This window comes from Caulobacter sp. LARHSG274, assembly GCF_052871235.1.
Genome location: NZ_JBIXJO010000003.1, coordinates 295,718 through 320,627, shown reverse-complemented (window position 1 = coordinate 320,627; position 24,910 = coordinate 295,718). Strand labels below are relative to the sequence as shown.

Here is a 24,910-nt window from a genome sequence, read left to right as displayed (position 1 = left end):
CTGGCCCGAAGATCGGACCGGCCTGACGATGTCGCCTCGGGGGAAAACAACCCCATCGTACGGCGCACCCCGGCCGGACGAAGGACGACTGCGACGGGCAGGTCTCCTGGCTCGCGGGTCAATGCCGGTGCGCGTCGCCTTCCCAGCCGCTCTCCGAAGACAGCAGTCAGTGGCTTATGACGCGCGGGCTCGCCGCTTACAGTTGCGGGGGCAGCCCGGGTTTCGCACCCGAGTTCCCTTTTCATCCTCTTTCGAGGAACCTGTCGCGGCAGCTGCACTATATGTTGCGCCGCACACCGTCAATCAGGAGCACGCCTTGCCGTTCACCCTCGTCCTGGGCGGAGCCCGATCCGGCAAGAGCGCCTTCGCCCAGGCCGCCGCCGAGGCCAGGGCCGGCGAAACCGGCGGCCGGCTGGTGATGATCGCCACGGCCCAGGCCTTCGACGCCGAGATGGCCGAGCGCATCGCCCGCCACCGCCAGGACCGCGGCTCCGCCTGGACGACGCTGGAGGCGCCGCGCGATATCGCAGGCGCGTTGCAGGGACTGGGCGCGGACGACGTCGTGGTCGTCGACTGCCTGACCCTGTGGCTGTCGAACCTGATGCTGGACGACTGTGACCTGGCCGCGGCGGCCGCCGAGCTGGTCGCGGCGGCGGGGCGTTTCGAGGGGACCCTATGGCTGGTGTCCAACGAGGTCGGCTTCGGCATCGTGCCGGACAACGCCCTGGCCCGCCGGTTCCGCGACGAGGCCGGGCGGCTGCACCAGGCCCTGGCCCAGGCGGCCGATGCGGTGGTCCTGGTGATGGCCGGGCTGACGCTGCGACTGAAGTGAGGCGCTCGGCCCGGCTCAAACCCGCGACGGCTTGGTCGCCCGACGCTCGATCATCAGCAGGCCGAGCATGACCAGGAAGGCGAAGGCCAGCAGCAGACCCGCCAGCACATGGGCCTTGTCCCATTCCAGGGCCTCGACCAGGCGGTAGATCTCGATCGACAGCACCTCGGTCTCGCCGGGGATCCCGCCGCCCAGCATCATCACCACCCCGAACTCGCCGACCGTGTGGGCGAAGGCCAGGATGGCGGCGACGGCGTAGCCGGGCAGGGCCAGGGGCAGGGCGACGCGGCGAAAGGCGCTCCAGCCCGAGGCCCCCAGCGTGGCCGCCGCCTCCAGCGGCTCGTCGCCGATCGCCAGGAAGGCGTTGCGCAGCGGCTGGACGGCGAAGGGCAGGGAATAGATCAGCGATCCGATCACCAGCCCTTCGAAGGTGAAGGCCAGGGTGCGGACGCCGAACGGGTGCAGCAGGACCATCAACGGGCTGTGCGGGCCCAGGACGATCAGCAGGTAGAAGCCCAGCACGGTCGGGGGCAGCACGATCGGCAGGGCGACCAGGGCCCCGACCGCGGCCTTCCATCGCGACCGGCCGCGGGCCAGCCACCAGGCCAGGGGCGTGGCCAGGACCAGCAGCAGGGCGGTGGTGATCCCCGCCAGCTTGACCGTCAGCCACAGCACCGAAAGCATGGTTCAGCGCACCTCGTAGCCGTAGCGCTTGATGATGGCGCGGGCCTCCTTGCCGTTCAGGAACTTCAGGAAGGCCTTGGCGGCCTCGTTGTCGGCGCCGGTCTTGAGCAGCACGGCCTGCTGGTCGATCGCGCTGTGGTCGGCGGCCGGGACCAGCCAGCGCGAGCCGCCCTTCTCGTCGATCACCTGCGACAGCGCCACGAAGCCCAGCTCGGCCGCGCCGGTCTGGACATATTGATAGGCCTGGGTGATCGAGGCGCCGGTGACGATCTTCGGCTTCAGCGGCTCGTAGAGCCTGAGCTTGGTCAGGGTCTCGACGGCCGCCTGGCCGTAGGGCGCGGCCTTGGGGTCGGCGATCGCCAGCTTGTCGAAGCCGCCCTTGGCCAGCACCGTCCCCTTGGCGTCGACCAGGCCGGGGGTCTTGCTGAACAGCACCAGGCGGCCGACAGCGTAGGTGAAGCGCGTGCCCGGGACCGCCAGGCCGTCGGCTTCGGCCTTGGCCGGCCGCTCGCTGTCGGCCGACAGGAAGGCGTCGTACGGCGCGCCGTTGGCGATCTGGGTGTAGAACTGGCCCGAGGATCCGAAGCTGAGCACGAGCTTGTGGCCGGTCGCCGCCTCGAAACGGGCCGCGATCGCCTTGGCCGGTTCGGTGAAGTTGGCGGCGACCGCGACCTTGGCCTCGGCGGCCCGGGCGGCGGCGCCTGTCGACAGCGACATCGCGACGGCGAGCACGGCGGCCAGCAACGGGCGGCGGTTCAGCATGGTTGGGTTCTCGGCGGGCGTTGGGTTATGTAGTGTTCCTACATAACGAGCTTTGCGGGCGGCGTCACGATTCGCCGTTCGCGCCTTGCGAGGGTGTTGATGCCGATCGATGGCGACCTGAGCGCCTCCCTGACCCTGCGGCGCGGCGCCCTGGCCCGGGTCGGGCTGGAGCGGATCGCGCTGATCGAGGCGGTCGACGCGCTGGGCTCAATCAGCGCCGCCGCCAAGCGCCTGGGCCTCAGCTACAAGGGGGCCTGGGACGGCGTGCAGGCGCTGAACAACCTGTTCGACGCGCCGCTGGTCGTGGCCAGTTCCGGCGGACGGGCCGGCGGGGCGGCGGTGGTGACGCCGCGCGGCTTGGCGGTGATCCGGGCGTTTCGCGAGGTGGAGCGCGAGATCGGCGCGGCGCTCTCCCGGCTGGAAGCGGGACTGGCGGGCGAGGATTGGGGCGACCTCATCTGGAGCCTGGGACTGCGCACCAGCGCCCGCAACGCCTTGCGGGGCGTGGTCGCCCGCATCGTCGACGACCCGGTGACCGCCAGGGTCGTCCTGGCGCTGGGCGACGGGGTGGAGATCGTCTCGGTGATCACCCGCCGCAGTCGCCAGGACCTGGGACTGGTGGTCGGCAAGCCGGCCGTCGCCCTGATCAAGTCCAGCTTCATCAGCCTGGCGTCCGTGGAACCGGCGGGGTCGGACGATCGTAACCGCCTGGCCGGCGTGGTCGCCGACCGCGAGGACGGCGCGGCCGCCAGCGAGATCAGCCTGGCCCTGGGCGCGGGCAAGACCCTGGTCGCCACCGTTCCACGGACCCCGGCGACGCCGGCGGTCGGCGATCGGGTCGTCGCCGTCATCGACCCCTCCGACGTGCTGCTGGCTGTGGAGTAGGCTGGGCCATTGCTTGCACGCAACCTAGAGCAAGCTTGGCGGTGGAGGACTCGCGCGACTTGCTCTAGGTTTCTGCTTTCGCATCGTTTTTGCGCAAAACCGGTGTCCACTTTTCCGCGCGATGCTGTAGGTTGCAGCCTTCGCAACCCCGCCGCGCCGAGAGGCTGTCTTCTGTCCGCTTCCCCTCGATCGATCACGCCGATGATCCGGCTGTACGGCGAGAAGCGGGCCAATCTGGTGCGCGTCTTCGCCGCTCGGCTCAGATCGGTGGCCGAGGCCGAGGACCTGATCCAGGACCTCTTCCTCAAGATCCAGGCGCTGGACGACCTGGACGTCGCGGGCGACGGTTCGGCGTTGCTGTTTCGTATGGCCAACAACCTGATGCTGGACCGACTGCGCAGCCAGGCGCGCACCGGCGCCCGGGACGAAAGCTGGCGCAGCCTGCAGGGCGTCACCCTGGGCGAGGATCAGGTCGCCGACATCCCTTCCGCCGAGGACGTGGTCGCCGCCCGACAGCGGCTGGGCGTGATGATGGCCACCTTGCAGACCCTGCCGCCGCAGGTTGCGCGGGCCTTCACCCTGCACAAGCTCGACGGCCTCAGCCATGCCGAGACCGCCGCCGCCATGGGCGTCAGCCGAAGCTCGGTGGAGAAGCACGTAAGCGCCGCCATCAAGGCGTTGATGACCAAATTGTCATGAAGAATCTCGTCGCCAGGACCCGGAGATGCGGAGGTTTCCGACCCTCGGCGACGTCATATCCTTGTGAGGGCGTCGCGCGACGCCCGGGCGGAGCGACATGACGCGGTCCCAGACGGATATCGAGATCGCGATCGACTGGCTGGTCCGCCTGCAGGGCGATGCGGTCACCGAGAGCGACTGGCGCGAGTTCGACGCCTGGCTGACGGCGTCGCCGGCCAACGCCGACGCCTATGACGCGGCCCTGGCCTTCGACCAGCGTCTGGACCTGGACGCCCGGATGGCCGAGCGCCAGGCCGCGCCCGACAAGCCGCTCGCGACGGTGGTTCCGCTGCGACGGCCGTCCCGGCGTACCTGGATCTGGTCCGCGGGCGGGGCGATCGCCGCCACCCTGGTCGCCGGCGCCATCCTGCTGAACGGCGCAGACCTGTTCGGCGGCCGGGAAACCACCTACGCCACCGGCGTCGGCGAACGGAAGATCGTGTCGCTGGAAGACGGCACGCGGATCGAGCTGAACGCGGCCTCACGCCTCAGCGTACGGTTCGAGCGTAATGTCCGGCGCGTCCGGCTGGACGACGCCCAGGCCTTCTTCGACGTCGCCAAGGACCCCCGCCGTCCCTTCCTGATCGAGGCAGGCGACACCCAGGTGCGGGTGGTCGGCACCCAGTTCGACGTCCGCCGCCGCGACGGCCTGGTCGCCGTGGGCGTCCAGCGCGGCCTGGTGGAGGTGCGTGCAGGCGCGCCTGACGCCGCGCCGCTGCGCCTGAAGCCAGGGCAGGGGGTCGCTCACCGGGAGGGGCAGGCCGAGGACACGCGGGTCGCGCCAGTGGCGGCCGACGAGGTCGCGGGCTGGCGGCAAGGCCGGCTGATCTATCGCGACCAGCCGCTTTCGCAGATCGTCGGCGACCTGAACCGGCTTTTCCAGCGTCCGGTGAAGCTGGCCGACGCGCGGACCGCCAATCTGCGACTTTCCGGCGTGTTGATCGTCGATGATCAGGATGCGATGGTCGATCGACTGTCACATCTGCTTCCCGTCCGGACGACGAAGACCAAGGACGCCATCGTGATCCGGGCGCGTTAGGGCCTTGCTGACGAGAACGGAATCGTCCGAAGCGCGAAGCTTGAGCTCTGCCATCCTGGAGCTGGAGCGCGATCATTTCGGACGTGGGCCTCCCGTTTCGACATCGATCTGACGACCCCGGCTGGCTCGGGGCGATCACGCTCGGCCTGCGCGGACGCCGCCCGGTCTTCGCCCTGACGCTGGCCTCGAGCTTCGCCCTGGCGGGCGTCGCGGTGGCCGGGCCGGCGCAGCACCATTTCAGCATCCCCGCCAAGGCTCGGTCCGAGGCGCTGATCGACCTTGGCGTCCAGGCCCGCGTGACGCTCGGCGGCGCCTCGGCCTGCCCGGGCCGCAGTCCCGCCGTGTTCGGGTCCCTGACCCTGCGCCAGGCGCTCGACGCCGTCACCGCCGGCGCGCCGTGCCGGTACGAGATCCTCGACAACGCCACTGTCAACATCGTGGCGGTCAAGGCCGCGCCGCACGCGTCGGCGCCACCGCTGGCTTCGACCGCGACGCTCGAGGTTTCGATCGACAGCGTGATCGTCACCGCCACCAAGCGACCCACCCGCCTGGGTTCGGCGCCCGGCGGCCTCAGCGTGATCCGGGCGGGACGTCTGCGCGACATCGGCGCGGTCGACACCACCGACATTTCCCAGCAGACGGCCGGCTTCATCACCACCAACCTCGGCGCGGCCCGCAACAAGATCATGCTGCGCGGCCTGTCGGACGGGGCCTTCACCGGCCGCACCCAGCAGACCGTCGGCACCTATCTCGACAACGTCCCGCTGACCTACAACGCCCCGGATCCGGACCTGCGGCTGATCGACGTTGACCGGGTGGAGATCCTGCGCGGCCCCCAGGGCGCGCTGTATGGCGGCGGATCGCTCAGCGGGGTCTATCGCATCGTGTCGCGCCGGCCGGTCCTGGACGAGGTGTCCGGATCGGTGTTGGTCGGCGGGGCGGTGACGGAATCGGGCTCGCCCAGCAGCCGGCTGGAGACCGTGGCCAATCTGCCGATGGTCGCGGGACGCGCCGCCGCCCGGCTGGCGGTCTATAGCGACCGGGACGGCGGCTATGTCGACGACGTGAACCTGCGCCTGTCCAATGTCGATCGCACCACCCGCTCCGGCGGCCGGGCGGCGATATCGACCCTGATCGACGACAACTGGTCGGTGACGGTGTCGGCCGCGCGCCAGGACCTTCACGCCACCGACAGCCAGTACACCACACCCAACCTGGGCGGCCAAAGACGCGCCAACCAGGTTCGCGAAACCCATGACAACGTCCTGCAGCAGGGGGCGGTCACGATCACCGGAACGGGCGACTGGGGCCGGTTCGAGTCGTCGACCGGCTATGTCCGCCACCATTTCGCCAGCCGGTACGACGCCACCGCGGCTTTGGCCACTACGGCCCTAGCCACTACGACCTTGGACAGGTTCAGCGCGACCGGCGTCGACCTGGGCTTTTTCGACGAGATCAGCAAGGTCAGGCTCCTGGTCGAGGACGCGGTGCTGTCCTCGCCCGACGGCGGCCGCTTTCGCGGCCTGCTCGGATTGTACGGCCTGGCGAGCACGGAGGACGGCGAAGGCGAGTTGCGGATCCGCACCTATTTCGACCCCTCCCGCCTGATCTATCTGGAGAACCGGCGCGACCGGCGTCGGGAAATGGCCGTCTATGGCGAGGCTTCCTACGATCTGGGCGGCGGCTGGACCGCCAGCATGGGCGGCCGGGCCTTTCGATCCGCGATCCATACGATCTCCCGGGTCGAGGCGCCGGCGCCGGGCCAGTCGCGGACGCTGGACCGAAAGGCCCGCTTCACCGGGGTTTCCCCAAAGCTCTCGCTGCAGCACGCCTGGGGCGCCGGAGGCCTGGTCTATCTGCTCACCTCCGAGGGCTATCGCTCGGGCGGGTTCAACTCCGGCGGCGTCACGACGCCGTCGACCCTGCGCGGATCGTTCAAGCCCGATCACCTGCGCAACTACGAGATCGGCGCCAGCGTCAGTCCGATGGACGGCCGCCTCGTCCTGCGCGCGGCGCTGTTCCACGACATCTGGACCGACATCCAGACCGACCAGTACCTGCCGTCGGGACTGTCCTACACCGCCAATGTCGGCGACGGCCGCAATACGGGGCTGGAGATCGAGGGCGCCGCGCGGGTCAATCCGAACCTGTCGTTCGAGGCCAACGCCCTCTTCAGCCGGCCGCGCCTGACCAGGGTGGACAGCAATTTCGCCTCGCAGGCCCAGAGCGACCTGCCGGGCGTTCCCGACGTCTCCGCTGGCCTGACGGGCCGCTACCAGCGGGCCTTGGCGCATGAGCGGCGGCTGGTGACCACCGCGGAGCTGGCCTATATCGGCCGGTCGCGCCTGACGTTCGACAGCCGGTATTCCCCGTCCATGGGCGGCTATGTCACCGGGCGGATGTCAGCCCGCCTCGAAAGCCCGCGCTGGAACCTGACGCTGGCGGTGACCAATCCCGCCAACGAGTCGAGCGACACCTTCGCCTACGGCAATCCGTTCAGCTTCGGCCAGGTGCGTCAGGTCACGCCGCTGCGCCCGCGCACCTGGACCATCGATATCCTGCGGACGTTCTGAGCTTTTTTGCTGCACCGCACACCTTGGGCGCGTGAAAACGACGTGGAAATCTTCTGAGGTTTCATCCGTTCGGCGCCGTCTACCTGATGACGGGACCGTGCTCGAAAGGCGCGGTCAAAGTCGGGGGTCTACATGATTGTGTTGTCGGGGCTGGTCTGCGCCCACAATGAAGAGGCGCGCCTTGCGCAGTGCCTGGAGCGCCTGGCGTTCTGCGACGAAATCGTCGTGGTCGCCGACCGCTGCACGGATCGTACTGAATCCATAGCCCGCCAGATGGGCGCGCGCGTGGTGTCGGGGATCTTTCCCGTCGAGGGCCTGCGCAAGGAGGCCGGAGTGGCCGCCTGCCAGGGCCGATGGATCGTCGAACTGGACGCCGACGAGATCGTGCCGCCGGCCCTGGCTCAAGAGATCCGCCAGACCGTCGCCCGTGAAGACGCCGGCGACTGGTACCAGGTTCCCGTCGACAACTTCGTCGGCGAACGGCTGGTGCGCCGCGGGTGGGGCGGCTCGTTCGGGGCCTCGTCGGTGGCCCGGCTGTTCCGCAAGGGCGTGAAAAGCTGGAAGAGCGAGCGCGTCCATCCCGGCACCACCTTCACCGGCGTCTATGGCGGGCGGCTGAGCCACGCGATCCTGCACAAGGTCGACGACGACATCGCCGACATGGTCCAGCGGCTCAACCGCTACACCGCCCTGCGCGGCCAGGACCTGGCCGATCGCGGCGCGATCAAGAGCCTGTGGGACGACCTGTTCCGCGGCGTGCGCCGGTTCTACAAGTGCTATGTGTCCCGCCAGGGCTATAAGGAAGGCGACCTGGGCTTCCTGATCGCGATCATGGCTGGGCTCTATCCGCTGCTGTCGAACCTGAAGGCCCGCGAAATCCGGTTCCTGAACAGCCAGGACGTCCAGACGATCCGAGGCGGCGGAAACAGCGTTGTCAATCTCGACGCCGAGGACGCGCGGCTGGGGCGTCCGGCCTAGGCCTCGATCCCATGCTGCTCAACCGCCTGCTGATCAAAGCCATCGTCGGCCCCGAACTGGCCCGCTGGAAGGCGGCCGGCCATTGGCCGGCGCTGTGGTGGCGGGACGACGACGCGCGCCAGCCGACCCCGGCGCTGGACCGGCTGCTGACGCTGTCGAACCGGTTCGACGCGCCGCTCACCCTGGCCGCGGTGCCGGACGGCGACATCGCGGCCCTGGCCAAGACCTGCCGCCAGGTCCGCGGCGTCGAGCTGGCCATCCATGGCTTTCGCCACGAAAACCGCGCTCCGTCGGGCAAGCCGGCCGGCGAGGTCAATGACCACGACGAGGTCGCCGACGTCGTGCTGGAACTGGGCGTCGCGCTCGACGTCTTCCGGCGGGCAGGGGTGGTCGCCACCCTGTTCGTGCCGCCCTGGAACAATGTCCATCCGACGCTGAAGAAGGCGCTGGCGCTTCACGGCCTGGGGCTGTCCGGTTACGGCGAACGGCGCAGCCTGGACGCGCCGGCCCGCGTCGACGTCCACCTTGACCTGATGCGGTGGAAGCCCCGGCCCCGGTTCCGCGGCGCGGCGCGCTTCCTGCTCCGCGCCCGCCGCCTGCTGGCCGAGCGCCGGCGCGCGGGCCTGTGGGACGAGCCGCTGGGCCTGCTCACCCACCATCTGGACCATGACGCCGACAGCTGGCGGTTTCTGGAGGCGTTCCTGTCCACGGTGACGCCGATCCGCCGTCTCGATCGGCCGCGGTTTCTGAACGCCAGCTAACCGACGCCTCACAGCGCGTTCAGCCGCCGTCCCGCAAGAAGGACGCCATGGCCGTGAAGGTTCACGGCGCGGAATGGAGTCACGGTGATGTCTGCACCTCTTCGCGTAGTGACGGCGAGCCGGCGGATGGAAACCGAAGCTGGCGCGCCGGCCCGGCTGAGCGATCAGGTTCGCCAGCTGCAGGCTGAGGCCAAGCGCCTCGCCGGCGAGCACATCGAAATCCTCAGGGCCAATCTGCTGCAGACCGAGCGGATCGCCGACGAAATCGCCCAGGGCGGCGACGCCTATCCCCCGGGCGTGCGCGACCTCGCCCGCCGTCTCCACGAGGACAGCGTCGCCAAGGCGCAGCTGATCCAGGGGATCATGGCGAGGGTCTAGCCTTATACCAACGGCCTTCGATTTGGACTCCGCGCGCTTCTCCTTTTCACCGTCATCCCGGGCCTTGTGCCCGGGACCCATCTGTCCGCAGCAAGGGCGGTGGTGTGGCGCGCAAGCACGCCATTTCGCTTCACCGTCAGCTGAACCATGGGTCCCGGGCACAAGGCCCGGGATGACGAGCCGTTAGGGCCAGAACGGTCGAACTCAAGAGCCGTTGGTATTAGCCCCGCCATGCGACGCCGTTGCGGCCGGCGTCGGGGCGAACCGTCCCGCCAGGCGTCGCTCGTATCCCGGCATGGTGACGTAGACGTCGTACCGGCCCCCGGCCGTCGAAAGCTCGTGGACGACGGCGTGCGATCCGCCGGCCGGGACCGCGCTGCGCCGGGAGGCCGTTCCGGCGGTGAGAACCGCCTCCAGCGGGGCCTCGCCGCGATTGCGCAGCAAGGTCTGCACCCGGCCCCCAGCCGGATCAGGCCGCAGCTCGATTTCAAGGGCCGCGGCGACCGCCGGATCGCCGCGGAACGCCCGATAGAAGCCGTCCGGGCCGTGGACGGTGAAGCCGTAGGCCTTGTCCGACCGCGCCACCGGCCAGGCGCCCGACAGCGTCTTGCCGGCCTCGACGGTGTAGTAGCGCGGGCCCGAGGCGTCGCCGTCGCGATAGGCCGTGAACACCGCCCCGGCGCCGCCGCGATTGACGAACCGCAGGGTCAGTTCGCCGTCCGCCCAATGCTCCGTCACCTCCAGATCGTAGGGCAGGGGGCGGGCCGGCCGGACGCCGGGTTCCTGGCGCGGCATCCTCGGCGGCTGGGCGTAGGTGGCCTTGGGCAGCTTGCAGGACTCGTCGCTGAGCGCCTTGTAGCCGCTGGTGTCGGGCAGCGCCCGCAGCCACGAGGTGTCGCGCCGCTGCGCCTCCGAGATGTCGAAGTCGAAGGCCGAGGTCAGGTCGCCGCACACGGCCCGCCGCCAGGGGCCGATATTGGGCTCGGCCACCCCGAACCGCTGCTCCAGGAAGCGCAGCACCGAGGTGTGGTCGAAGACCTGGGAATTGACCCAGCCGCCGCGGGTCCAGGGCGAGACGATCAGCATCGGCACCCGGAAGCCCAGGCCCAGCGGCTGGCCCTGATAGTCCTCGCCGCGCAGGTCGACGGTGCTGGCCCCGAGGTCGGGCCGGATCGCCGGGATCGGCGGCGGCACATGGTCGAAGAAGCCGTCGTTCTCGTCATAGTTCAGGATGAAGACCGTCTTCTTCCAGACCTCCGGATGGGCGCCCAGCGCTGCGATCAGCCGGGCGGTCAGGGTCTCGCCATAGGCCGGCGGCGCGTCGGGGTGCTCGCACAGCTTGAACGGGGCGACGATCCACGACACGGCGGGCAGGGCGTCGGCGGCGACGTCGGCGGCGAAGGCGTCGACCAGGTGCTGGCCCGTCGTCTGCGGGACGTTCTCCTGGGTCGAGCCCGCCACCCAGGCCCGGGCCCGCTGGTAGGCCTGTGAGCCTCGGTCGACGTTGCGATACATCGGGAAATAGGCCAGCGAATTGTCGCTGTAATTGTCGTACTCCTGGTAGACCTTCCAGCTGATCCCGGCCGCCTCCAGGCGCGCGGCGTAGGGCGTCCAGCGATAGCCGGCGAAGGCCGGATCGTCCTTGGCCATGTCGGCGCAGCCGTTGTCATCCGAGCCGTCGTTGGTGACGGCCGAGACCGTGACCTGTCCGACGCTGAGGCCGTTGGTGCCCGAAAACAGGAACAGGCGGTTGGGGCCGGTCGGCCCATGCACCGAGGCGTGATAGGCGTCGCAGATCGTGAAGGCGTCGGCCAGGGCGTAATAGTAGGGGATGTCCTCGCGGGTGAAGTGGCCCATGCTCATCGGGCCCTTCTCGGGCATCCAGACGTCGTAGTTCTTCCAGCGGTCGTGGCTGCCTTTCCAGCTGTGGTCGAGCCCCGAGAAGCACTGGGCGGCGCTGGCGCCGGCGTTCAACCGGAACGGCATGATCGTCTCGCCGCCGTCCTTGTCCAGCTGCTTCTGTATCCACACCGGCTCGCCGTTCGGCTTGAGGGCCGGATGGGGATCGTCGAAACCGCGCACCCCGCGCAGCGCCCCGAAATAGTGATCGAACGAGCGGTTCTCCTGCATCAGGATGACCACGTGCTCGACATCGCGGATCGACCCTCGTCCAGGCTTGGCGGCCTGGGCCGAGCCTCCCGCCGCCGCGCTCAACGCCGCCAGCGAAGCGGTCACCATGAAGCGGCGGCGGGTGAACGGCATGGGGTGCTCCGGCTTGGGCGCCTGGCGGAAAAGGGAGGGACTCGGACGCTCTTAGGCCGTCGATGTGAAAGTGGTGCGACCGGACGAGATTAGGCGCGGAATCGTCGCCGTGTCGCGGTCGACGATCAGGGGATGGACGCCCGGCCAGTGGCAATGGTCGTCTTGACGGACCCATAACTCGGTGATTATGAATAAACCCATAGCCAACGAGTTATCGATTTCCCATGCCGGTCGCTCACGACGTCCTCTTCCGAACCCTCGCCGATCCCACCCGCCGGGGGATCTTCGAGCAGCTGTGCCGCGATGGCGAACAGACGGTCGGGGCGTTGACGGCGCGGGCCGGGGTCTCGCAGCCGGCGGTCTCCAAGCACCTGGGGGTCCTGAAACAGGCCGGGCTGGTGCACGACCGCCATGCCGGCCGGCAGACCCACTACAGCGCCCAGATCGACGCCCTGGCCCCGCTGACCGACTGGACCCGCCAGATGGCGGGGTTCTGGGAAGCGCGGTTCGACAATCTCGAAGACCTGCTCAACAGGATGGACCAATGACCCTCGCCGCCACCGAAACCCGCTCCGTCGTCGTCGAGCGGGAGCTTTCGCATCCGGCCGAAAAGCTCTGGCGCGCGCTCACCCAGCCGCACCTGATCGAGGCCTGGCTGATGAAGAACGACTTCCAGCCGGTGGTCGGCCACAGCTTCAATCTGCGCGGCGAGTGGGGCGGGGTGCTGGACTGCGAGGTCCTGGTCGTCGAGCCGAACGAACGGCTGGCCTACACCTGGAACTTCGCCCACGACGACGCGGCCTACGACCTGCGCAGCGTGGTGACCTTCACCCTCACCCCGACCGCCGCCGGCACGCGCCTGCGGGTGGAGCAGTCGGGCTTCCGGCCGACCCAGAAGCAGGCCTTCGGGGGCGCCAAGGCCGGCTGGGCGCAGTTCTTCGACAAGCTGGACCAGGTCCTGGCGGCGGACTGAAGCCGGTCGGGGCCGTCCTGCCTTCAGAACGAAATACACGGAGAAATACCAATGAAGATCAAACTGACCAGCGTCCATGTGGACGACCAGGACAAGGCCCTGGGCTTCTATACCGAGATCCTGGGCTTCACGAAGAAGGCCGATTTCAGCAACGGCCCGTTCCGCTGGCTGACGGTGGTCTCGCCCGAGGACCCGGAGGGAACCGAACTGCAGTTGGCGCTCAACGACAGTCCGGAGAGCAAGGCCTACCAGCAAGCCAGGTTCCAGCGCCGCCAGCCCGCGGTCAATTTCCAGACCGACGACGTCCAGGGCGACTACGAGCGCATCAAGGCGCGCGGCGGCGACTTCGCCATGCCGCCGACCGCGGTGACGGGCTCGACCATCGCCCAGCTGGACGACACCTGCGGCAACCTCCTCCAGATCACCCAGCTGGCGCGCTGGTAGGCCGGACCTTCATCTGCGGGCGCCGCCAGGCGGCGCGCGATCTTTTCAAAGGAGTTGTCGTTGAGCCCCTGGATCCGTCAAGTTCACCGCTGGCTGTCGATCGCCTTCACGGCCACCGTCGTCGCCAATTTCGTCGTCAGGGCGCTGGGCGAGCCGCCGCCGTGGGTGACCTACGCGCCGCTGCCGCCCCTGTTCCTGCTGATGTTCACGGGCCTGTACATGTTCGTGCGGCCCTACCTCGCCAAGGGGCGCGAAGCGCAAAGCGCCTGAGAAACCGAGGGCCGGGCTCGGCTTGGTTTCCGCCTGCGCTTTCCTTCTCCCGCAAGGGGAGAAGGAAAGTTGCGCTCCATCCCCGCGGTTTGCGGGGATAGGCGCTGGTCAGGCCCAACGAAATCAACGCCCTGCGATTTTCTCACTTTTTTCCGTCCTCACCCTCCCAGGCCGGCCCGATAATGCTCCCACCCAAGAGCACGGGGAGGGCGCACGTACGGCGACCGATGCGGCGCTTGGGGGTGGTCGAGCGGGAAGCGCTCTTCGGTGGTCTTCAGTGACGCCTCGCGGCGGTCCTGGGGTCGGCTCCCTAACCATGGGACGCAGCCCTGGCGGCGAGGGACCGGCGAACGCAGCAGGCGCGGGCTGAAATCGCCCGCGCGGTCCGGAAGGTCAGCCAGCCTTCCGCCCGTCGGGGGCCTCCATCGGAGCGGGTTAAGAATCCGCGACCCGAAGGCTTCCGGATAACGGTTCCACGCGAAGCGCCTGCACTTCGTCGAAACGGTAACAAACATCAAAGCTATTCCGGGCGAGGCCCGGGCGCTTCGCACCCTCCCAACCCTTCAGCGGCGTTCCGCGTGAGGCGGCAAAGCCGTGTCCGCCGGTTCAGGTCTTCTTGGCCTGCGCCGCACGCGCCTCATCGATCGCCAGCTTCAGGGCCCGCATGTCGGCGCCGGGGATCATCCGGTTGCCGACGAAGAAGGCCGGGGTGCCCTCGATGGCCAGGGCCTGGGCCAGGCCGTGGGTGTCGGCCAGGTGCTGGCTGACGGCCGGGGCGGCGCCGGCGGCGCGGGCCTTGTCGACGTCGATCCCCATTTCCTGGGCGATCCGCACCGCCCCAGCCTCATCCAGGCTCTTCTCGGCCATCAGGCGCTTGTGCAGGGCGAGGGTCTTGCCCTGGTCCTTGGCCCCCAGGACCAGGCGGGCGGCGGCCTCGGAATCGTGGCCGAAGATCACGAAGTCCTTGAACACGAAGCGCACGTCCGGGTTCTGCTGGATCAGGGCGACGACCTCGGGGGCGGCCAGCTTGCAGAAGCTGCAGCGGTAATCGAAGAACTCGACCACGGTGACCGCGCCGTCCGGATTGGCCACGAAGTCGCGCGGATCGCGCTCCAGGGCCTGGCGGTAGCGGCCGATCGAGCCGCGGGCCTTGTCGGCGGCCTGCTGGGCCTGCCTGGCCTGCAGCTTGGCGCTGACCTCGACCAGCACCTCGGGGTTCTCGAGCAGATAGGCCCGCACCTTCTCGCCGAAGGCCTTGTCGGGCTTGGCCGGCCCGCAGCCGATCAGGGAGAGGGCGGCGAGGGCCGCGGCGGCCAGGGCCAGCGGACGGGAAGTCAGGGGCATAGGGGTCTCTGCGGGGAACGGAACGGGCGGGCGCGGTCGTATCGGATCGATCATGCCCCAGAAATCGCCTGGCGCGGAAAGGCTTTAACGCCGCAGGCCGGAGGTGACCGCGCCCTCCTTGGCCAGGTCCTTGAGGTCCTGGTTGGAGGGGTTGGAGGTCAGGACGATGTCGGTGGCGCGCCGCCATTCGACGCTGTCCTTCTTGAGCAGTTCGCGGGCCCGCATGGCGAAGACCCGGGCCTCCTGGACGGCGCCCATGTTGAAATACTGCTCGGCGGTGGCCAGCCGGGCCTGGCCGTCCTCGCCGCGCTGGTCATAGGCCTGGGCCAGCAGGCGCCAGGCGACCGCATTGTCGCTCTCGTCGATCAGCGACCGCTTCAGCTCGGCTATGCCTTCCTCGACCTTCTTGGGATCGCTCTGGCCGATCAGGGTCTGGCCCAGATTGACCCGCAGCAGGGCCGCGTCGGGCTTGAGCGCCACCGAGCGGCGCTGGGGCTCTTCGGCCTCCTTGACGCGGTTGAACTCGAACAGGATCTGGCCCTTCAGCTCCCACAGATAGGGATTGTCCTCATTCTCGGCGATCAGGCCGTCGAGGATCTTCAGGGCCCGGTCGGGCTCCTTGAGCTGGTAATAGGCGATGGCGCGGGCGTAGCGGGCCGGGAAACCCTTGTCGGTCTCCTTGTACTTCACGATCGCCACGCCGGGATTGATGAAGCCCTCCAGCTTGGCCTTCATGATTTCGTGCTCGGCCAGGTCTTCGGGGCTGTCGACGGTATTGTAGTGCGGCAGCTTCTCGACCCGGCTGCGCAGGGCGTCGATCCGGTCGCCCGACAGCGGGTGGCTGCGGAAATAGGCGAAGCGCCGCGACTGGTCGAAGACCTCCTGGTAGCGGAAGTTGTCGAAGAACTCGACCAGGCCGCGGCCCGACTGGCCGGTGGCCTCCAGGAAGCCGGCCCCGGCCTGGTCGGCGCGGGATTCCTGATCGCGGCTGTAGCCGAGGGCGCCCAGCTGGCCGAAATAGGAGGCGTTGCCCATCAGCACCGCCCCGGCGTCCGGCGCCCCGGCCAGGGCGGCCAGGACCCCCAGGCCCATGGTCAGGATCATCGGCTTGAGGCCGGCCTTCATCATCTCGCCCGACCGCAGGGGGTGGGCGCCGGCCAGGTGTCCGGTTTCGTGGGCGATGACGCCCTTCAGCTGGTCGGGGGTCTCGGTCTGCAGGATCAGGCCGGTGTTGATGCCCATCATCAGGCCCTGGGTGGCGAAGGCGTTGAGCTCCTTGTCGCCGAACAGCAGGATGCGCACGGTCTTGGGATCCAGCCCGGCCGCCGCGTAGATCGGGTCGGCGTCGCGATGCAGGATTTCCTCGATCTCGGTGTCGCGGATCAAGGGGGCGCCGTCCTGGGCATGCGCCGAAGCCGTGGGGACCAAGGTGGCCGCCAGCAGGGCCAGCGCCGAGAGCGCCGATCCCGCCTTGCCGCCAAACCTCCTGGAAGCCGCCCAACTACGGGAGGTCATCGAAGCTCTCCTGGTCGCGCCCCCGCGCTCAAGTAAGCAGTCTAGCGCGGTTCTCGACGACCTGGGAACAGGGTCGATGGAGCGGTCTGGCGGATATAGGTCCAAAGGTTGGCGGGACCAGGGCCCCGCCAACCTTCTGTTCCCGATCAGCCGCGACGCCACCAGCCGCGCTTGGGCTTGGCGGGCGGGGCCGAGATCTCGGCCGGGTCGGGCTCGGCCGCCACGGGCGCGGCGACGGGTTCCGGTTCGACCGGCGCGGCGACAGGTTCCGCAGACACGGCGACCGGGGCGGGGGCCTCGACCTCGACGTCGGCGGCGACCAGCGGCGTTTCCTCGACCGGTTCGACAATAGCCGGTTCAGCGGCCGTCTCGACCACGGCGGCCTCGGCTTCGGCCGGAGCCTCCGCCTCGGTCGCCTTGCGGCCGCGGCTGCGAGGGCGGCGGGCCTTCTTCGGCGCGTCTTCCGACGGCGGCAGCTCGACCCAGATGTCAGCCGGCGGGCCTTCGATCACGGCCGGGGCCAGGGGCGCCGGCTCCAGGTCGGCGGCGTCGACGCGCAGGGCGGGAACGCGTTCGGCGCGCGGCGCCTCGGCGGCCTCGGCCGTCTCGGTCCGGACGCCTTCACCGCGCTCGCCGCGGCCACGACCGCGACGGCCGCTCCGCTCGGAGCGTTCCGGGCGCTCGGGACGTTCCGCCCGTTCGGCGACCGGCGCCTCGGCCGGCTGCGCGCGCTCGGTCCGCTCGGGCCGGTCGTTGGCCGGGCGGCGTTCGCCGTTGCGGCTGTCGAGGGCCTCGGGATCGTGCCAGACGAAGGCATTCTCGCCGAACGGCACCCGCGGACGGGTCCAGGCGAAGACGTCGGCCGGACGATCGCCGTCCTCGCGACCGCCGCGACGGCCGCCGCGACGGCCCCGGCGACGGCGACGGCGACGCGCTTCCTCGTCCTCGCCGTCGATATCGCCCTCGACGCGCTCGGCGCCGTCGGCCTCGTCCTCATCCTCGTCGCCGGCGGCTTCGGCTTCGGCCGGAGCCTCGTCGCGTTCGTCGCGGCGACCGCCGCGACGGCGGCGCTTGCGGCCGCGGCGGCCGTTGGCGTCGTCCTCGGCCGGCTCGGCGCGCGGCGGACGGGCGGCGCGGGGGTCGGCGTCCTCCTCGTCGGCGGCTTCGTCCTCGACCTCGATGGCTTCGTCCTCGTCCTCGTCCTCGTCCTCGTCCTCGTCCTCGTACGCCTCGTCGTCATAGACGGGCTCGGGTTCGATCGGGGCGAAGATCTGCGGGGCGGGGCGTTCGCCCAGCTCCGTGCGCTCGATCTCGTGCTCGGCCTGGTGCAGGGCGTCGTCGACCAGCACGGTGATGAACAGGGCGTGGGTCTGCTGCAGGCGCAGCAGATAGGCGCGCTTTTCGTTGAGGATATAGATCCCCACCGGGCGGCTGACCTTCAGGGTGACGGCGCCGCCGCCCTTCAGGGCCTCGACCTCGACCGCGCGCAGGGCCGCCAGGGCGCTGGACTCGACCGAGCGGACCCGGCCGGTGCCGTCGCAGTGCTCGCAGACGTGGGTGGTGCCTTCCAGCACGCCGGTGCGGCGACGCTGGCGGCTGATCTCCATCAGGCCGAAACCGCTGATCTTGCCCATCTGGATGCGGGCGCGATCGTCCTTCAGCGAGTCCTTGAGGACCTTCTCGACGGCGCGATTGTTCTTGCCTTCATCCATGTCGATGAAGTCGATGACGATCAGGCCGGCCAGGTCGCGCAGGCGCAGCTGGCGGGCGGCCTCCTCGGCCGCCTCCAGGTTGGTCTTCAGCGCGGTGGCCTCGATGTTGCGCTCGCGCGTCGCCTTGCCCGAGTTGACGTCGATGGCGACCAGGGCCTCGGTCTGGTTGATCACCAGATAGCCGCCGGAGCGCAGCGGCACGACCGGCGAATAGATCTGGGCCAGATGGTCCTCGATCTTGTGCTTGACGAACAGCGGCGCCGGCTCGCGGTACGGGAAGACCTTCTTGGCCTGGCTCGGCATCAGCATGCGCATGAAGTCGCGCGCTTCCTTGTAGCCGGCCTCGCCCTCGACCCAGATGCCTTCCAGGTCCTTGTCGTACATGTCGCGGATGGCGCGCTTGACGAGGTCTTCCTCCTCGTAGATCAGCGCCGGCGCGATCGAGTGCAGGGTGTTGTCGCGGATGTTCTCCCACAGGCGCAGCAGGTACTCGTAGTCGCGCTTGATCTCGGCCTTGGTGCGCTTGGCGCCGGCCGTGCGGACGATCAGGCCCATGCCCTGCGGCACGTCCAGGCCCTGGACGACGCTCTTGAGGCGCTTGCGGTCGGTGACCGTGGTGATCTTGCGGCTGATGCCGCCGCCGCGGGCGGTGTTGGGCATCAGGACGCCGTAGCGGCCGGCCAGCGACAGGTAGGTGGTCAGGGCCGCGCCCTTGTTGCCGCGCTCTTCCTTGACGACCTGGACCAGCATGATCTGCCGGCGGCGGATCACTTCCTGGATCTTGTACTTGCGCATCAGCCGGCGCTTGCGGCGCGCCAGTTCTTCCTCGACGGCGTCTTCCTCGTCGTCGACCGCGTCGCCGTCGTTCTCGCCGTCGCGGGCGTGGTGATGGTCGTCCTCGTCGTCGTGCGAGTCGTCGCGCATCAGCGCTTCGCGGTCGGCGACCGGGATCTGGTAATAGTCCGGGTGGATCTCGTTGAAGGCGAGGAAGCCGTGGCGGTTGCCGCCATATTCGATGAACGCAGCCTGCAGGCTGGGCTCAACGCGGGTCACCTTGGCGAGATAGATATTTCCTCGGAGTTGCTTGCGGGTCTGGCTCTCGAAATCGAATTCTTCAACCCGCGTACCGTCCACGACCACCACACGCGTCTCTTCGGCGTGGGCGGCGTCGATCAACATCTTCTTCGACATAAAGGATATCTCCACGGCGCGCGGCGGGGTTTGAGCCCGGGCGCCGATATGAATGAAAGGCGCGCGCGTCACCGCCCGTCGCTCCGCCGAAGCGGTTGCGGAAGGTCGGTCGCCAAAGGCGGTCGGGTGCGGCGCAGCCCATTGTGGTTTCTGTGTTCCTTAAACGCGCCGGGGGGCGCGGATCGGATGGAGCATCGACGCCGGAACGGCTTAAGGGTCCGACGCGGGCCCTGCGGGACGATCCTGGCGAAGGCCTCGCGCCTCACGCCGTAAATCGCGCCCAAACTCATTTCAGTCCGGCGGCCCCGGCCACGAACGCAGGATGCGTCCGCGAGATAGGAGCCGCTCACGCTTACCGCCATGACGATCACGGCGCTCAGCGCGCGGAGCATAGTGTAGCAACATCGTATCGCAAAAGAAAAGCGCTCGACGGCGCCGCGCTGCGGGGCCATGTCGCAGTTGGGGTTAATGGTTTCTCTACCCGGAAATGCGAATATCGGTTTTTGAGTTTGAGCGCCTCGGGGGCGGATGGACGGAATGGTTAGGGCTCTGATCTCGGCGACCAGGACCGGATGGGCGCGGGCGGCGATGATCGTCGGCGGCCTGGCCCTGGCCGGCGTGGCCGTGGCCACGGTCCAGGGACCGGCCCCGGCCGCCGGGGTGCAGAAGGTCCGGTTCGGCGGCGACCGCGCCGAAACCCGCATCGTCATCGACCTCGACCGCGCCGCCTCGGGCAAGCTGGTGGCCGACGGCGCGCTCGACCGCCGTGTCGTCATCGGCCTGCCCAACGTCACCGTGGCCGGCGACCTGCAAGGAACAGGGCAGGGGCTGGTCGAGCGCTGGGCGATCGACGAGGCCGCCGGCGGCGCGCGGCTGCGGCTGGACCTGAAGGCCAACGCCCAGGTGCGCCGGCGCTTCCTGCTGCCGCCGGGCGACGGCGCCGCGGCCTATCGCTATGTCATCGACCTGAAGGCGGTCGAGGCGCCGCCGACCGTCCAGACCGCCTCCCTGGCCCCGACGACGATCTCGGTTCCGGTGCGGCCCTCGGGCCTGCGGCTGAAGAAGGTCATCGTCATCGACGCCGGCCATGGCGGCAAGGACCCCGGCTCGTCCGGCGCCAACACCGCCGAGAAGGACGTCACCCTGGCCGCAGCCAAGGCGCTGAAGGCGCGGCTGGAGAAGTCGGGCCGCTACACCGTGGTCATGACCCGGCAATCCGACACCTTCGTGCCGCTGGAGGCGCGGGTGCAGGTCGCCCGCCGCGCCGACGCCGACCTGTTCATTTCACTGCACGCTGATTCGGGGCCTGACGCCGGGACCCGCGGGGCCAGCGTCTACACCCTGTCCGAAAAGGGCACCGGCCGCGTGGCGCGGGTGCTGGAGAAGGACGACTGGCTGATGAAGGCCAATCTGCCCGGCCGCGACCGGGCGGTCAGCCAGATCCTGCTCGACCTGTCGCAACGCGCCACCAAGAATCGCTCGGCCGCCTTCGCCGAAACCCTGCTGCAGTCGGTGGGCGAGGAGACCGTGCTGCTGCGCCGCAGCCACCGCGACGCCGGCTTCATCGTGCTGCTGGCCCCCGACGTTCCGGCCGTGCTGCTGGAGATGGGCTTCATCACCAATGTCGACGACGAGCAACTGCTGAAGACGGCGGCCGGCCGCGGGCGGCTGATGGACGCGGTCGCCGGCTCGATCGACTCCTATTTCACCGCCCAGACCCAGCTGGCGGCGCGTTAGCCTCGTCGACGCCCCGGCCGATGCGCGCCAGGGTCACAAAACCGCTTACGTTTTTGCCGATCGCGCTCTAGAGGATTCGAACGGAGCGGGCGACGGCGCTCCCCCGACGGAGGTGGCGTGGACGTGAAGCCTAGAGACCGATGGATCGCCATCGCCGGCGTCACGGTGCTGTCGGCGATCGCCGTAGCCGGCTTCGCCATCGCCATCTATGCGGCCTGGCTGTTCCACGACATGCCGGACGCCGGCGAGCTGCAGGACTATCGGCCGCCGACCGCCACCCGGGTCTATGCCTGGGACGGCACGCTGATCGGCGAATACTCCAAAGAGCGCCGGATCTTCGTGCCCTACGACCAGATCCCGCCGCAGCTGGCCCAGGCCTTCCTGGCGGCCGAGGACCACAATTTCTTCAAGCACGGCGGCGTCGACGTCGGCGGCTTCTCGCGGGCCATGCTGAACAATGTCGGCAACGCCATGCGCGGGCGGCGCCTGGAGGGCGGCTCGACCATCACCCAGCAGGTGGCCAAGAACGTGCTGCTGACCAGCGACGCGACGGTCGGCCGCAAGTTCAAGGAAGCGATCCTGGCCCACCGCCTGGAGCAGTCGCTGTCCAAGCAGCAGATCCTTGAACTCTATCTCAACGAAATCTGGCTGGGTTATCGCTCGTTCGGGGTCGGGGCGGCGGCCTACAACTATTTCGGCAAGTCGCTGCCGGAGCTGAGCCTGGCCGAGTGCGCCTTCCTGGCGGCCCTGCCCAAGGGGCCGGACAACTATCATCCGATCCGCAACAAGGCCAAGGCCAAGGCCCGGCGCGACTGGATCCTGGGTCAGATGGCCGATCTCGGCTGGGTCAGCCGCGAGGACGCCCGCAAGGCGATCGCCCAGGACCTGGTGGTGCAGCCGGGACCCAAGCGCGCGGCCTATCGCGACGCCGACTACTTCGTCGAGGAAGTCCGCCAGCGCGGCATGGCCACGCTGGGACCGCGCCTGAACGAGGGCGGCTACTACATGCGCACCACCCTGGATCCCAAGCTGCAGACCGAGGCCCGGGTGGCGCTGATGGAAGGCCTGGAGAAATACGACCGCCGCCACGGCTGGCGCGGGGCCTGGGGCCATATCGAGACGCTCGACGCCGACTGGGAAAAGGCCGCCGCCGCCAAGACGCCGCCGGCCGAGCGCCGGGCCTGGCGTCCGGCCGTGGTCACCGCGGCCTCGGGCGAGGTCCGGCTGGTCAAGGGCGAAGGCGAGGGGAACATCGTCGGCGAGGACATGGCCTGGGCCAACGCGACCAAGGGGCTGAAGGTCGGCGACCTGGTGTTCGTCGAGAAGTCGGCGACCTCAGGCGGCTATCGCCTGCGCCAGGTGCCGATCGTCAACGGCGCCCTGGTGGCCATGGAGCCCTATAGCGGCCGGGTCGTGGCCCTGGTCGGCGGCTACAGCTATTCGCTGTCGAACTTCAATCGCGCCACCCAGGCGATGCGCCAGCCGGGCTCGGCCTTCAAGCCCTTCGTCTACGCCACCGCCCTGGAGAACGGCTACACGCCGGCCAGCGTCGTGGTCGACAGCGCCATCACCCTGAAAGGGGCCAACGGCCAGGACTGGAGCCCGGAGAACTATCACAAGAAGTTCTACGGGGCCCTGCCGCTGCGCAAGGGCCTGGAGCTGTCGATCAACGCCATGACCGTGCGCCTGGCCCAGGGCGTGGGCATGAAGAAGATCATCGACATGGCCAAGCGAACCGGGGTGACCCGCGACATGGCCCCGGTGCTGGCCATGGCCCTGGGCGCGGGCGAGACCACGCCGTTCAAGCTGACCACCGCCTACACGCCCTTCGTCAACGGCGGCCGGCGGGTCGAGCCGCACCTGATCGAACTGGTGCAGGACCGTGAGGGCAAGGTGATCTTCCGCGCCGACAAGCGCGACTGCGTGCGCTGCAACGCCGGCTTCAACGGCGACGAAAGCCCGCGCATCCCCGCCCTGGGCGAGCAGGTGATGGACCCGATCACCGCCTACCAGATCACCTCGATGCTGCAGGGCGTGGTCCAGCGCGGCACCGCCGCCCAGGCCAGCTCGCTGGGCTATCCGCTGGCCGGCAAGACCGGCACCACCAACGAGTACCGCAGCGCCTGGTTCGTGGGCTATTCGCCCAGCCTGGTGGTCGGGGTGTTCATCGGCTTTGACGACAACCGCTCGCTCGGCGAGGGCGAGACCGGGGCGGCCGGTCCGGTGCCAATCTTCATCGACTTCATGCGCGAGGCGCTGAAGGGCCAGCCGAAGACCGAGTTCAAGGCCCCGGCGAACGCCAAGTACGCCATGGTCCGCGGCATCCGCGAGGCCTTCCGCCCCGGCACCGAGCCCAAGGTCGTGGTCCCGACCATTCCCACCGGCCCGCAGGGCTATGACGAGGCCTGGCCCGGCGGCCAGATCGGCGCGCCGCCCACCAACGCCGAGAAGCCGCCGACCAAGGTTCCCGACATCAGCGGGCTCTATTAGGCCGGTTTGTTCACGCCAAAGCGCCCTGGCCGTCATCGGTCATTGCGCCGACTCCGGGCGCGGGCTATGTCCCGCGCCCTTCAACACTGTCACGGAGCAACGTGATGAGACCGGATGTCGAGGCCGCCGCGGCTGACATCGAGCAGTCCGTAGGACTGCTCAGGAGGCGTCTTTGACTGGGATGTCGCCCTACGCAAACTGGATGAGCTGAACGCCCGGGTCGAGGACCCGACCCTGTGGGACCGGCCGTCCGAGGCCCAGGCCGTGTCGCGCGAACGCGCCGCCCTGGCCGGGCGGGTCGAGGCCGTGCAGGTCCTGGAGACGGGGCTCAAGGACGCCCTGGAATATGCCGAGCTGGCCGACATGGAGGGCGACGAAGCCCTGCTGGAGGACGCCCGCGCCCAGCTCAAGGCCCTGAAGGACACGGCCGGCCGCGCCGAGCTTGAGGCCCTGCTGTCGGGCGAGGCTGACGGCAACGACTGCTATGTCGAAATCAACTCCGGGGCCGGCGGCACCGAGTCCTGCGACTGGGCCGGCATGCTGCTGCGGATGTACAGCCGCTGGGCCAACGCCCACAAGATGAGCGTCGAGCTGGTCGAAGAAACCTCCGGCGACCAGGTCGGCATCAAGTCGGCGACCCTGCTGGTCAAGGGGACCAACGCCTATGGCTGGCTGAAGACCGAGGCCGGCGTCCACCGCCTGGTGCGCATCAGCCCCTATGACGCCGCCGCCAAGCGCCACACCTCGTTCGCCTCGGTCTGGGTCTATCCGGTGGTCGACGACACCATCGAGATCGAGATCAACCCCTCCGACGTGCGCACCGACACCTATCGGGCCAGCGGCGCCGGCGGCCAGCACATCAACAAGACTGACTCGGCGGTGCGCCTGACCCACATCCCGACCGGCATCGCCGTGGCCTGCCAGGCGGGACGGTCGCAGCACCAGAACCGCGAGGAAGCCTGGAAGATGCTGCGGGCCCGGCTGTACGAGGCCGAGCTGCAACGCCGCGAGGCGGCGCAGCAGGCGCTGGAGGACCAGAAGACCGACATCGGCTGGGGCCACCAGATCCGCAGCTACGTCCTGCAGCCCTACCAGATGGTCAAGGACCTGCGGACCAATGTCGAGACCTCCGACACCCAGGGCGTGCTCGACGGCGACCTCGACGAATTCATGGGCGCCTCCCTGGCCCAGCGGGTCGGAGCGACGCGGGACGCCTAGTCAAACGCCCCGGAGCGATCCGGGGCGTCTTTGTCTTGCACCAACCGCCTTTGATCTCGACCGTTCTCACCAAAACCCGTCATCCCGGGCCTTGTGCCCGGGACCCATAGTTAAGTTGACGGTG

At 69.2% G+C, this 24,910-nt stretch carries 22 protein-coding genes and 1 riboswitch; of the genes, 15 read left to right on the top strand and 7 right to left on the bottom strand.

Annotation, left to right across the window (positions count from 1 at the left end; translation table 11 throughout):
- Positions 1-79 precede the first annotated feature (79 nt).
- Positions 80-279, bottom strand: a riboswitch (cobalamin riboswitch).
- A gap of 37 nt (positions 280-316) precedes the next feature.
- A complete protein-coding gene (gene cobU / locus ACIPQB_RS09765; RefSeq protein ID WP_446485029.1) occupies positions 317-832 on the top strand; it encodes a bifunctional adenosylcobinamide kinase/adenosylcobinamide-phosphate guanylyltransferase in 516 nt (171 codons plus the stop codon).
- 15 nt (positions 833-847) lie between these two features.
- Here the strand turns inward: cobU and modB are convergent, their stop codons facing one another.
- A complete protein-coding gene (gene modB / locus ACIPQB_RS09760; RefSeq protein ID WP_446485028.1) occupies positions 848-1,516 on the bottom strand; it encodes a molybdate ABC transporter permease subunit in 669 nt (222 codons plus the stop codon).
- 3 nt (positions 1,517-1,519) lie between these two features.
- Positions 1,520-2,278, bottom strand: coding sequence for a molybdate ABC transporter substrate-binding protein (gene modA, locus ACIPQB_RS09755; protein ID WP_446485027.1), 759 nt, complete (start codon positions 2,276-2,278; stop codon positions 1,520-1,522).
- A 99-nt stretch (positions 2,279-2,377) separates the two neighbouring features.
- On the opposite strand from modA, the gene ACIPQB_RS09750 reads away from it, so the two are divergent.
- The 7 genes from ACIPQB_RS09750 to ACIPQB_RS09720 all read left to right on the top strand — a co-directional run bounded on the left by ACIPQB_RS09750 (position 2,378) and on the right by ACIPQB_RS09720 (position 9,630).
- A complete protein-coding gene (locus tag ACIPQB_RS09750) occupies positions 2,378-3,163 on the top strand; it encodes a TOBE domain-containing protein (RefSeq protein WP_446485026.1) in 786 nt (261 codons plus the stop codon).
- 201 nt (positions 3,164-3,364) lie between these two features.
- The gene (locus ACIPQB_RS09745) at positions 3,365-3,862 is read left to right on the top strand and encodes an RNA polymerase sigma factor (protein ID WP_446485025.1); all 498 of its coding nucleotides are present in this window, start codon (positions 3,365-3,367) and stop codon (positions 3,860-3,862) included.
- A 97-nt stretch (positions 3,863-3,959) separates the two neighbouring features.
- Positions 3,960-4,940 carry a FecR family protein gene (locus ACIPQB_RS09740; RefSeq protein ID WP_446485024.1) on the top strand — a complete coding sequence of 327 codons (981 nt, stop codon included), beginning with the start codon at positions 3,960-3,962 and terminating at the stop codon, positions 4,938-4,940.
- A gap of 83 nt (positions 4,941-5,023) precedes the next feature.
- Entirely contained in the window at positions 5,024-7,513 is a 2,490-nt protein-coding gene (locus ACIPQB_RS09735) for a TonB-dependent receptor (RefSeq protein WP_446485023.1), read from the top strand.
- Between the two features lie 132 nt (positions 7,514-7,645).
- Positions 7,646-8,491, top strand: coding sequence for a glycosyltransferase family 2 protein (locus ACIPQB_RS09730; protein ID WP_446485022.1), 846 nt, complete (start codon positions 7,646-7,648; stop codon positions 8,489-8,491).
- An 11-nt stretch (positions 8,492-8,502) separates the two neighbouring features.
- Positions 8,503-9,252 carry a polysaccharide deacetylase family protein gene (locus tag ACIPQB_RS09725; protein ID WP_446485021.1) on the top strand — a complete coding sequence of 250 codons (750 nt, stop codon included), beginning with the start codon at positions 8,503-8,505 and terminating at the stop codon, positions 9,250-9,252.
- A gap of 126 nt (positions 9,253-9,378) precedes the next feature.
- On the top strand, positions 9,379-9,630 hold the full coding sequence (locus tag ACIPQB_RS09720) for a hypothetical protein (protein ID WP_446485020.1): 252 nt from the start codon (positions 9,379-9,381) through the stop codon (positions 9,628-9,630).
- A 204-nt stretch (positions 9,631-9,834) separates the two neighbouring features.
- Here ACIPQB_RS09720 and ACIPQB_RS09715 read toward each other — a convergent pair whose 3' ends face one another.
- Positions 9,835-11,892: a phosphocholine-specific phospholipase C gene (locus tag ACIPQB_RS09715; protein WP_446485019.1), complete on the bottom strand. Its 2,058-nt coding sequence runs from the start codon at positions 11,890-11,892 to the stop codon at positions 9,835-9,837.
- Positions 11,893-12,116: 224 nt separating this feature from the next.
- Between ACIPQB_RS09715 and ACIPQB_RS09710 the strand changes: the two genes are divergently transcribed.
- Genes ACIPQB_RS09710 through ACIPQB_RS09695 form a run of 4 tightly spaced genes read left to right on the top strand, consistent with a single transcriptional unit; the run spans position 12,117 to position 13,579 of the window.
- Positions 12,117-12,440, top strand: coding sequence for an ArsR/SmtB family transcription factor (locus ACIPQB_RS09710; RefSeq protein ID WP_446485018.1), 324 nt, complete (start codon positions 12,117-12,119; stop codon positions 12,438-12,440).
- Positions 12,437-12,865 (top strand): SRPBCC family protein, encoded by a 429-nt coding sequence (locus ACIPQB_RS09705; protein ID WP_446485017.1) that lies wholly within the window; start codon positions 12,437-12,439, stop codon positions 12,863-12,865. The genes ACIPQB_RS09710 and ACIPQB_RS09705 overlap by 4 nt, the downstream gene beginning before the upstream one ends.
- A 51-nt stretch (positions 12,866-12,916) precedes the next feature.
- The gene (locus tag ACIPQB_RS09700) at positions 12,917-13,309 is read left to right on the top strand and encodes a VOC family protein (protein WP_446485016.1); all 393 of its coding nucleotides are present in this window, start codon (positions 12,917-12,919) and stop codon (positions 13,307-13,309) included.
- Between the two features lie 60 nt (positions 13,310-13,369).
- The gene (locus ACIPQB_RS09695; RefSeq protein ID WP_446485015.1) at positions 13,370-13,579 is read left to right on the top strand and encodes a hypothetical protein; all 210 of its coding nucleotides are present in this window, start codon (positions 13,370-13,372) and stop codon (positions 13,577-13,579) included.
- A 606-nt stretch (positions 13,580-14,185) separates the two neighbouring features.
- Here the strand turns inward: ACIPQB_RS09695 and ACIPQB_RS09690 are convergent.
- From ACIPQB_RS09690 to ACIPQB_RS09675, 4 genes are all read right to left on the bottom strand, one after another.
- Positions 14,186-14,923 (bottom strand): DsbA family protein, encoded by a 738-nt coding sequence (locus tag ACIPQB_RS09690; protein WP_446485014.1) that lies wholly within the window; start codon positions 14,921-14,923, stop codon positions 14,186-14,188.
- A gap of 84 nt (positions 14,924-15,007) precedes the next feature.
- Entirely contained in the window at positions 15,008-16,438 is a 1,431-nt protein-coding gene (locus ACIPQB_RS09685) for a M48 family metalloprotease (RefSeq protein ID WP_446485013.1), read from the bottom strand.
- Positions 16,439-16,584: 146 nt separating this feature from the next.
- Complete coding sequence (locus ACIPQB_RS09680; RefSeq protein ID WP_446485012.1) at positions 16,585-19,341, bottom strand: Rne/Rng family ribonuclease; 2,757 nt, start codon at positions 19,339-19,341, stop codon at positions 16,585-16,587.
- Positions 19,265-19,483 carry a hypothetical protein gene (locus tag ACIPQB_RS09675; protein WP_446485011.1) on the bottom strand — a complete coding sequence of 73 codons (219 nt, stop codon included), beginning with the start codon at positions 19,481-19,483 and terminating at the stop codon, positions 19,265-19,267. The genes ACIPQB_RS09680 and ACIPQB_RS09675 overlap by 77 nt, the downstream gene beginning before the upstream one ends.
- Positions 19,484-19,878: 395 nt before the next feature.
- Here ACIPQB_RS09675 and ACIPQB_RS09670 point away from each other — a divergent pair, with 395 nt between their 5' ends.
- From ACIPQB_RS09670 to prfB, 3 genes are all read left to right on the top strand, one after another.
- Entirely contained in the window at positions 19,879-21,078 is a 1,200-nt protein-coding gene (locus ACIPQB_RS09670; RefSeq protein ID WP_446485010.1) for an N-acetylmuramoyl-L-alanine amidase family protein, read from the top strand.
- A 117-nt stretch (positions 21,079-21,195) separates the two neighbouring features.
- The gene (locus ACIPQB_RS09665; protein WP_446485009.1) at positions 21,196-23,568 is read left to right on the top strand and encodes a penicillin-binding protein 1A; all 2,373 of its coding nucleotides are present in this window, start codon (positions 21,196-21,198) and stop codon (positions 23,566-23,568) included.
- Positions 23,569-23,672: 104 nt separating this feature from the next.
- Positions 23,673-24,786, top strand: a protein-coding gene (gene prfB, locus ACIPQB_RS09660; protein ID WP_446485008.1) for a peptide chain release factor 2 whose coding sequence is annotated in 2 segments (ribosomal slippage) — positions 23,673-23,741 and positions 23,743-24,786 — 1,113 coding nt in all. Because the reading frame shifts where the segments join, the coding sequence is not laid out codon by codon here.
- The last annotated feature ends 124 nt before the right edge of the window (positions 24,787-24,910 follow it).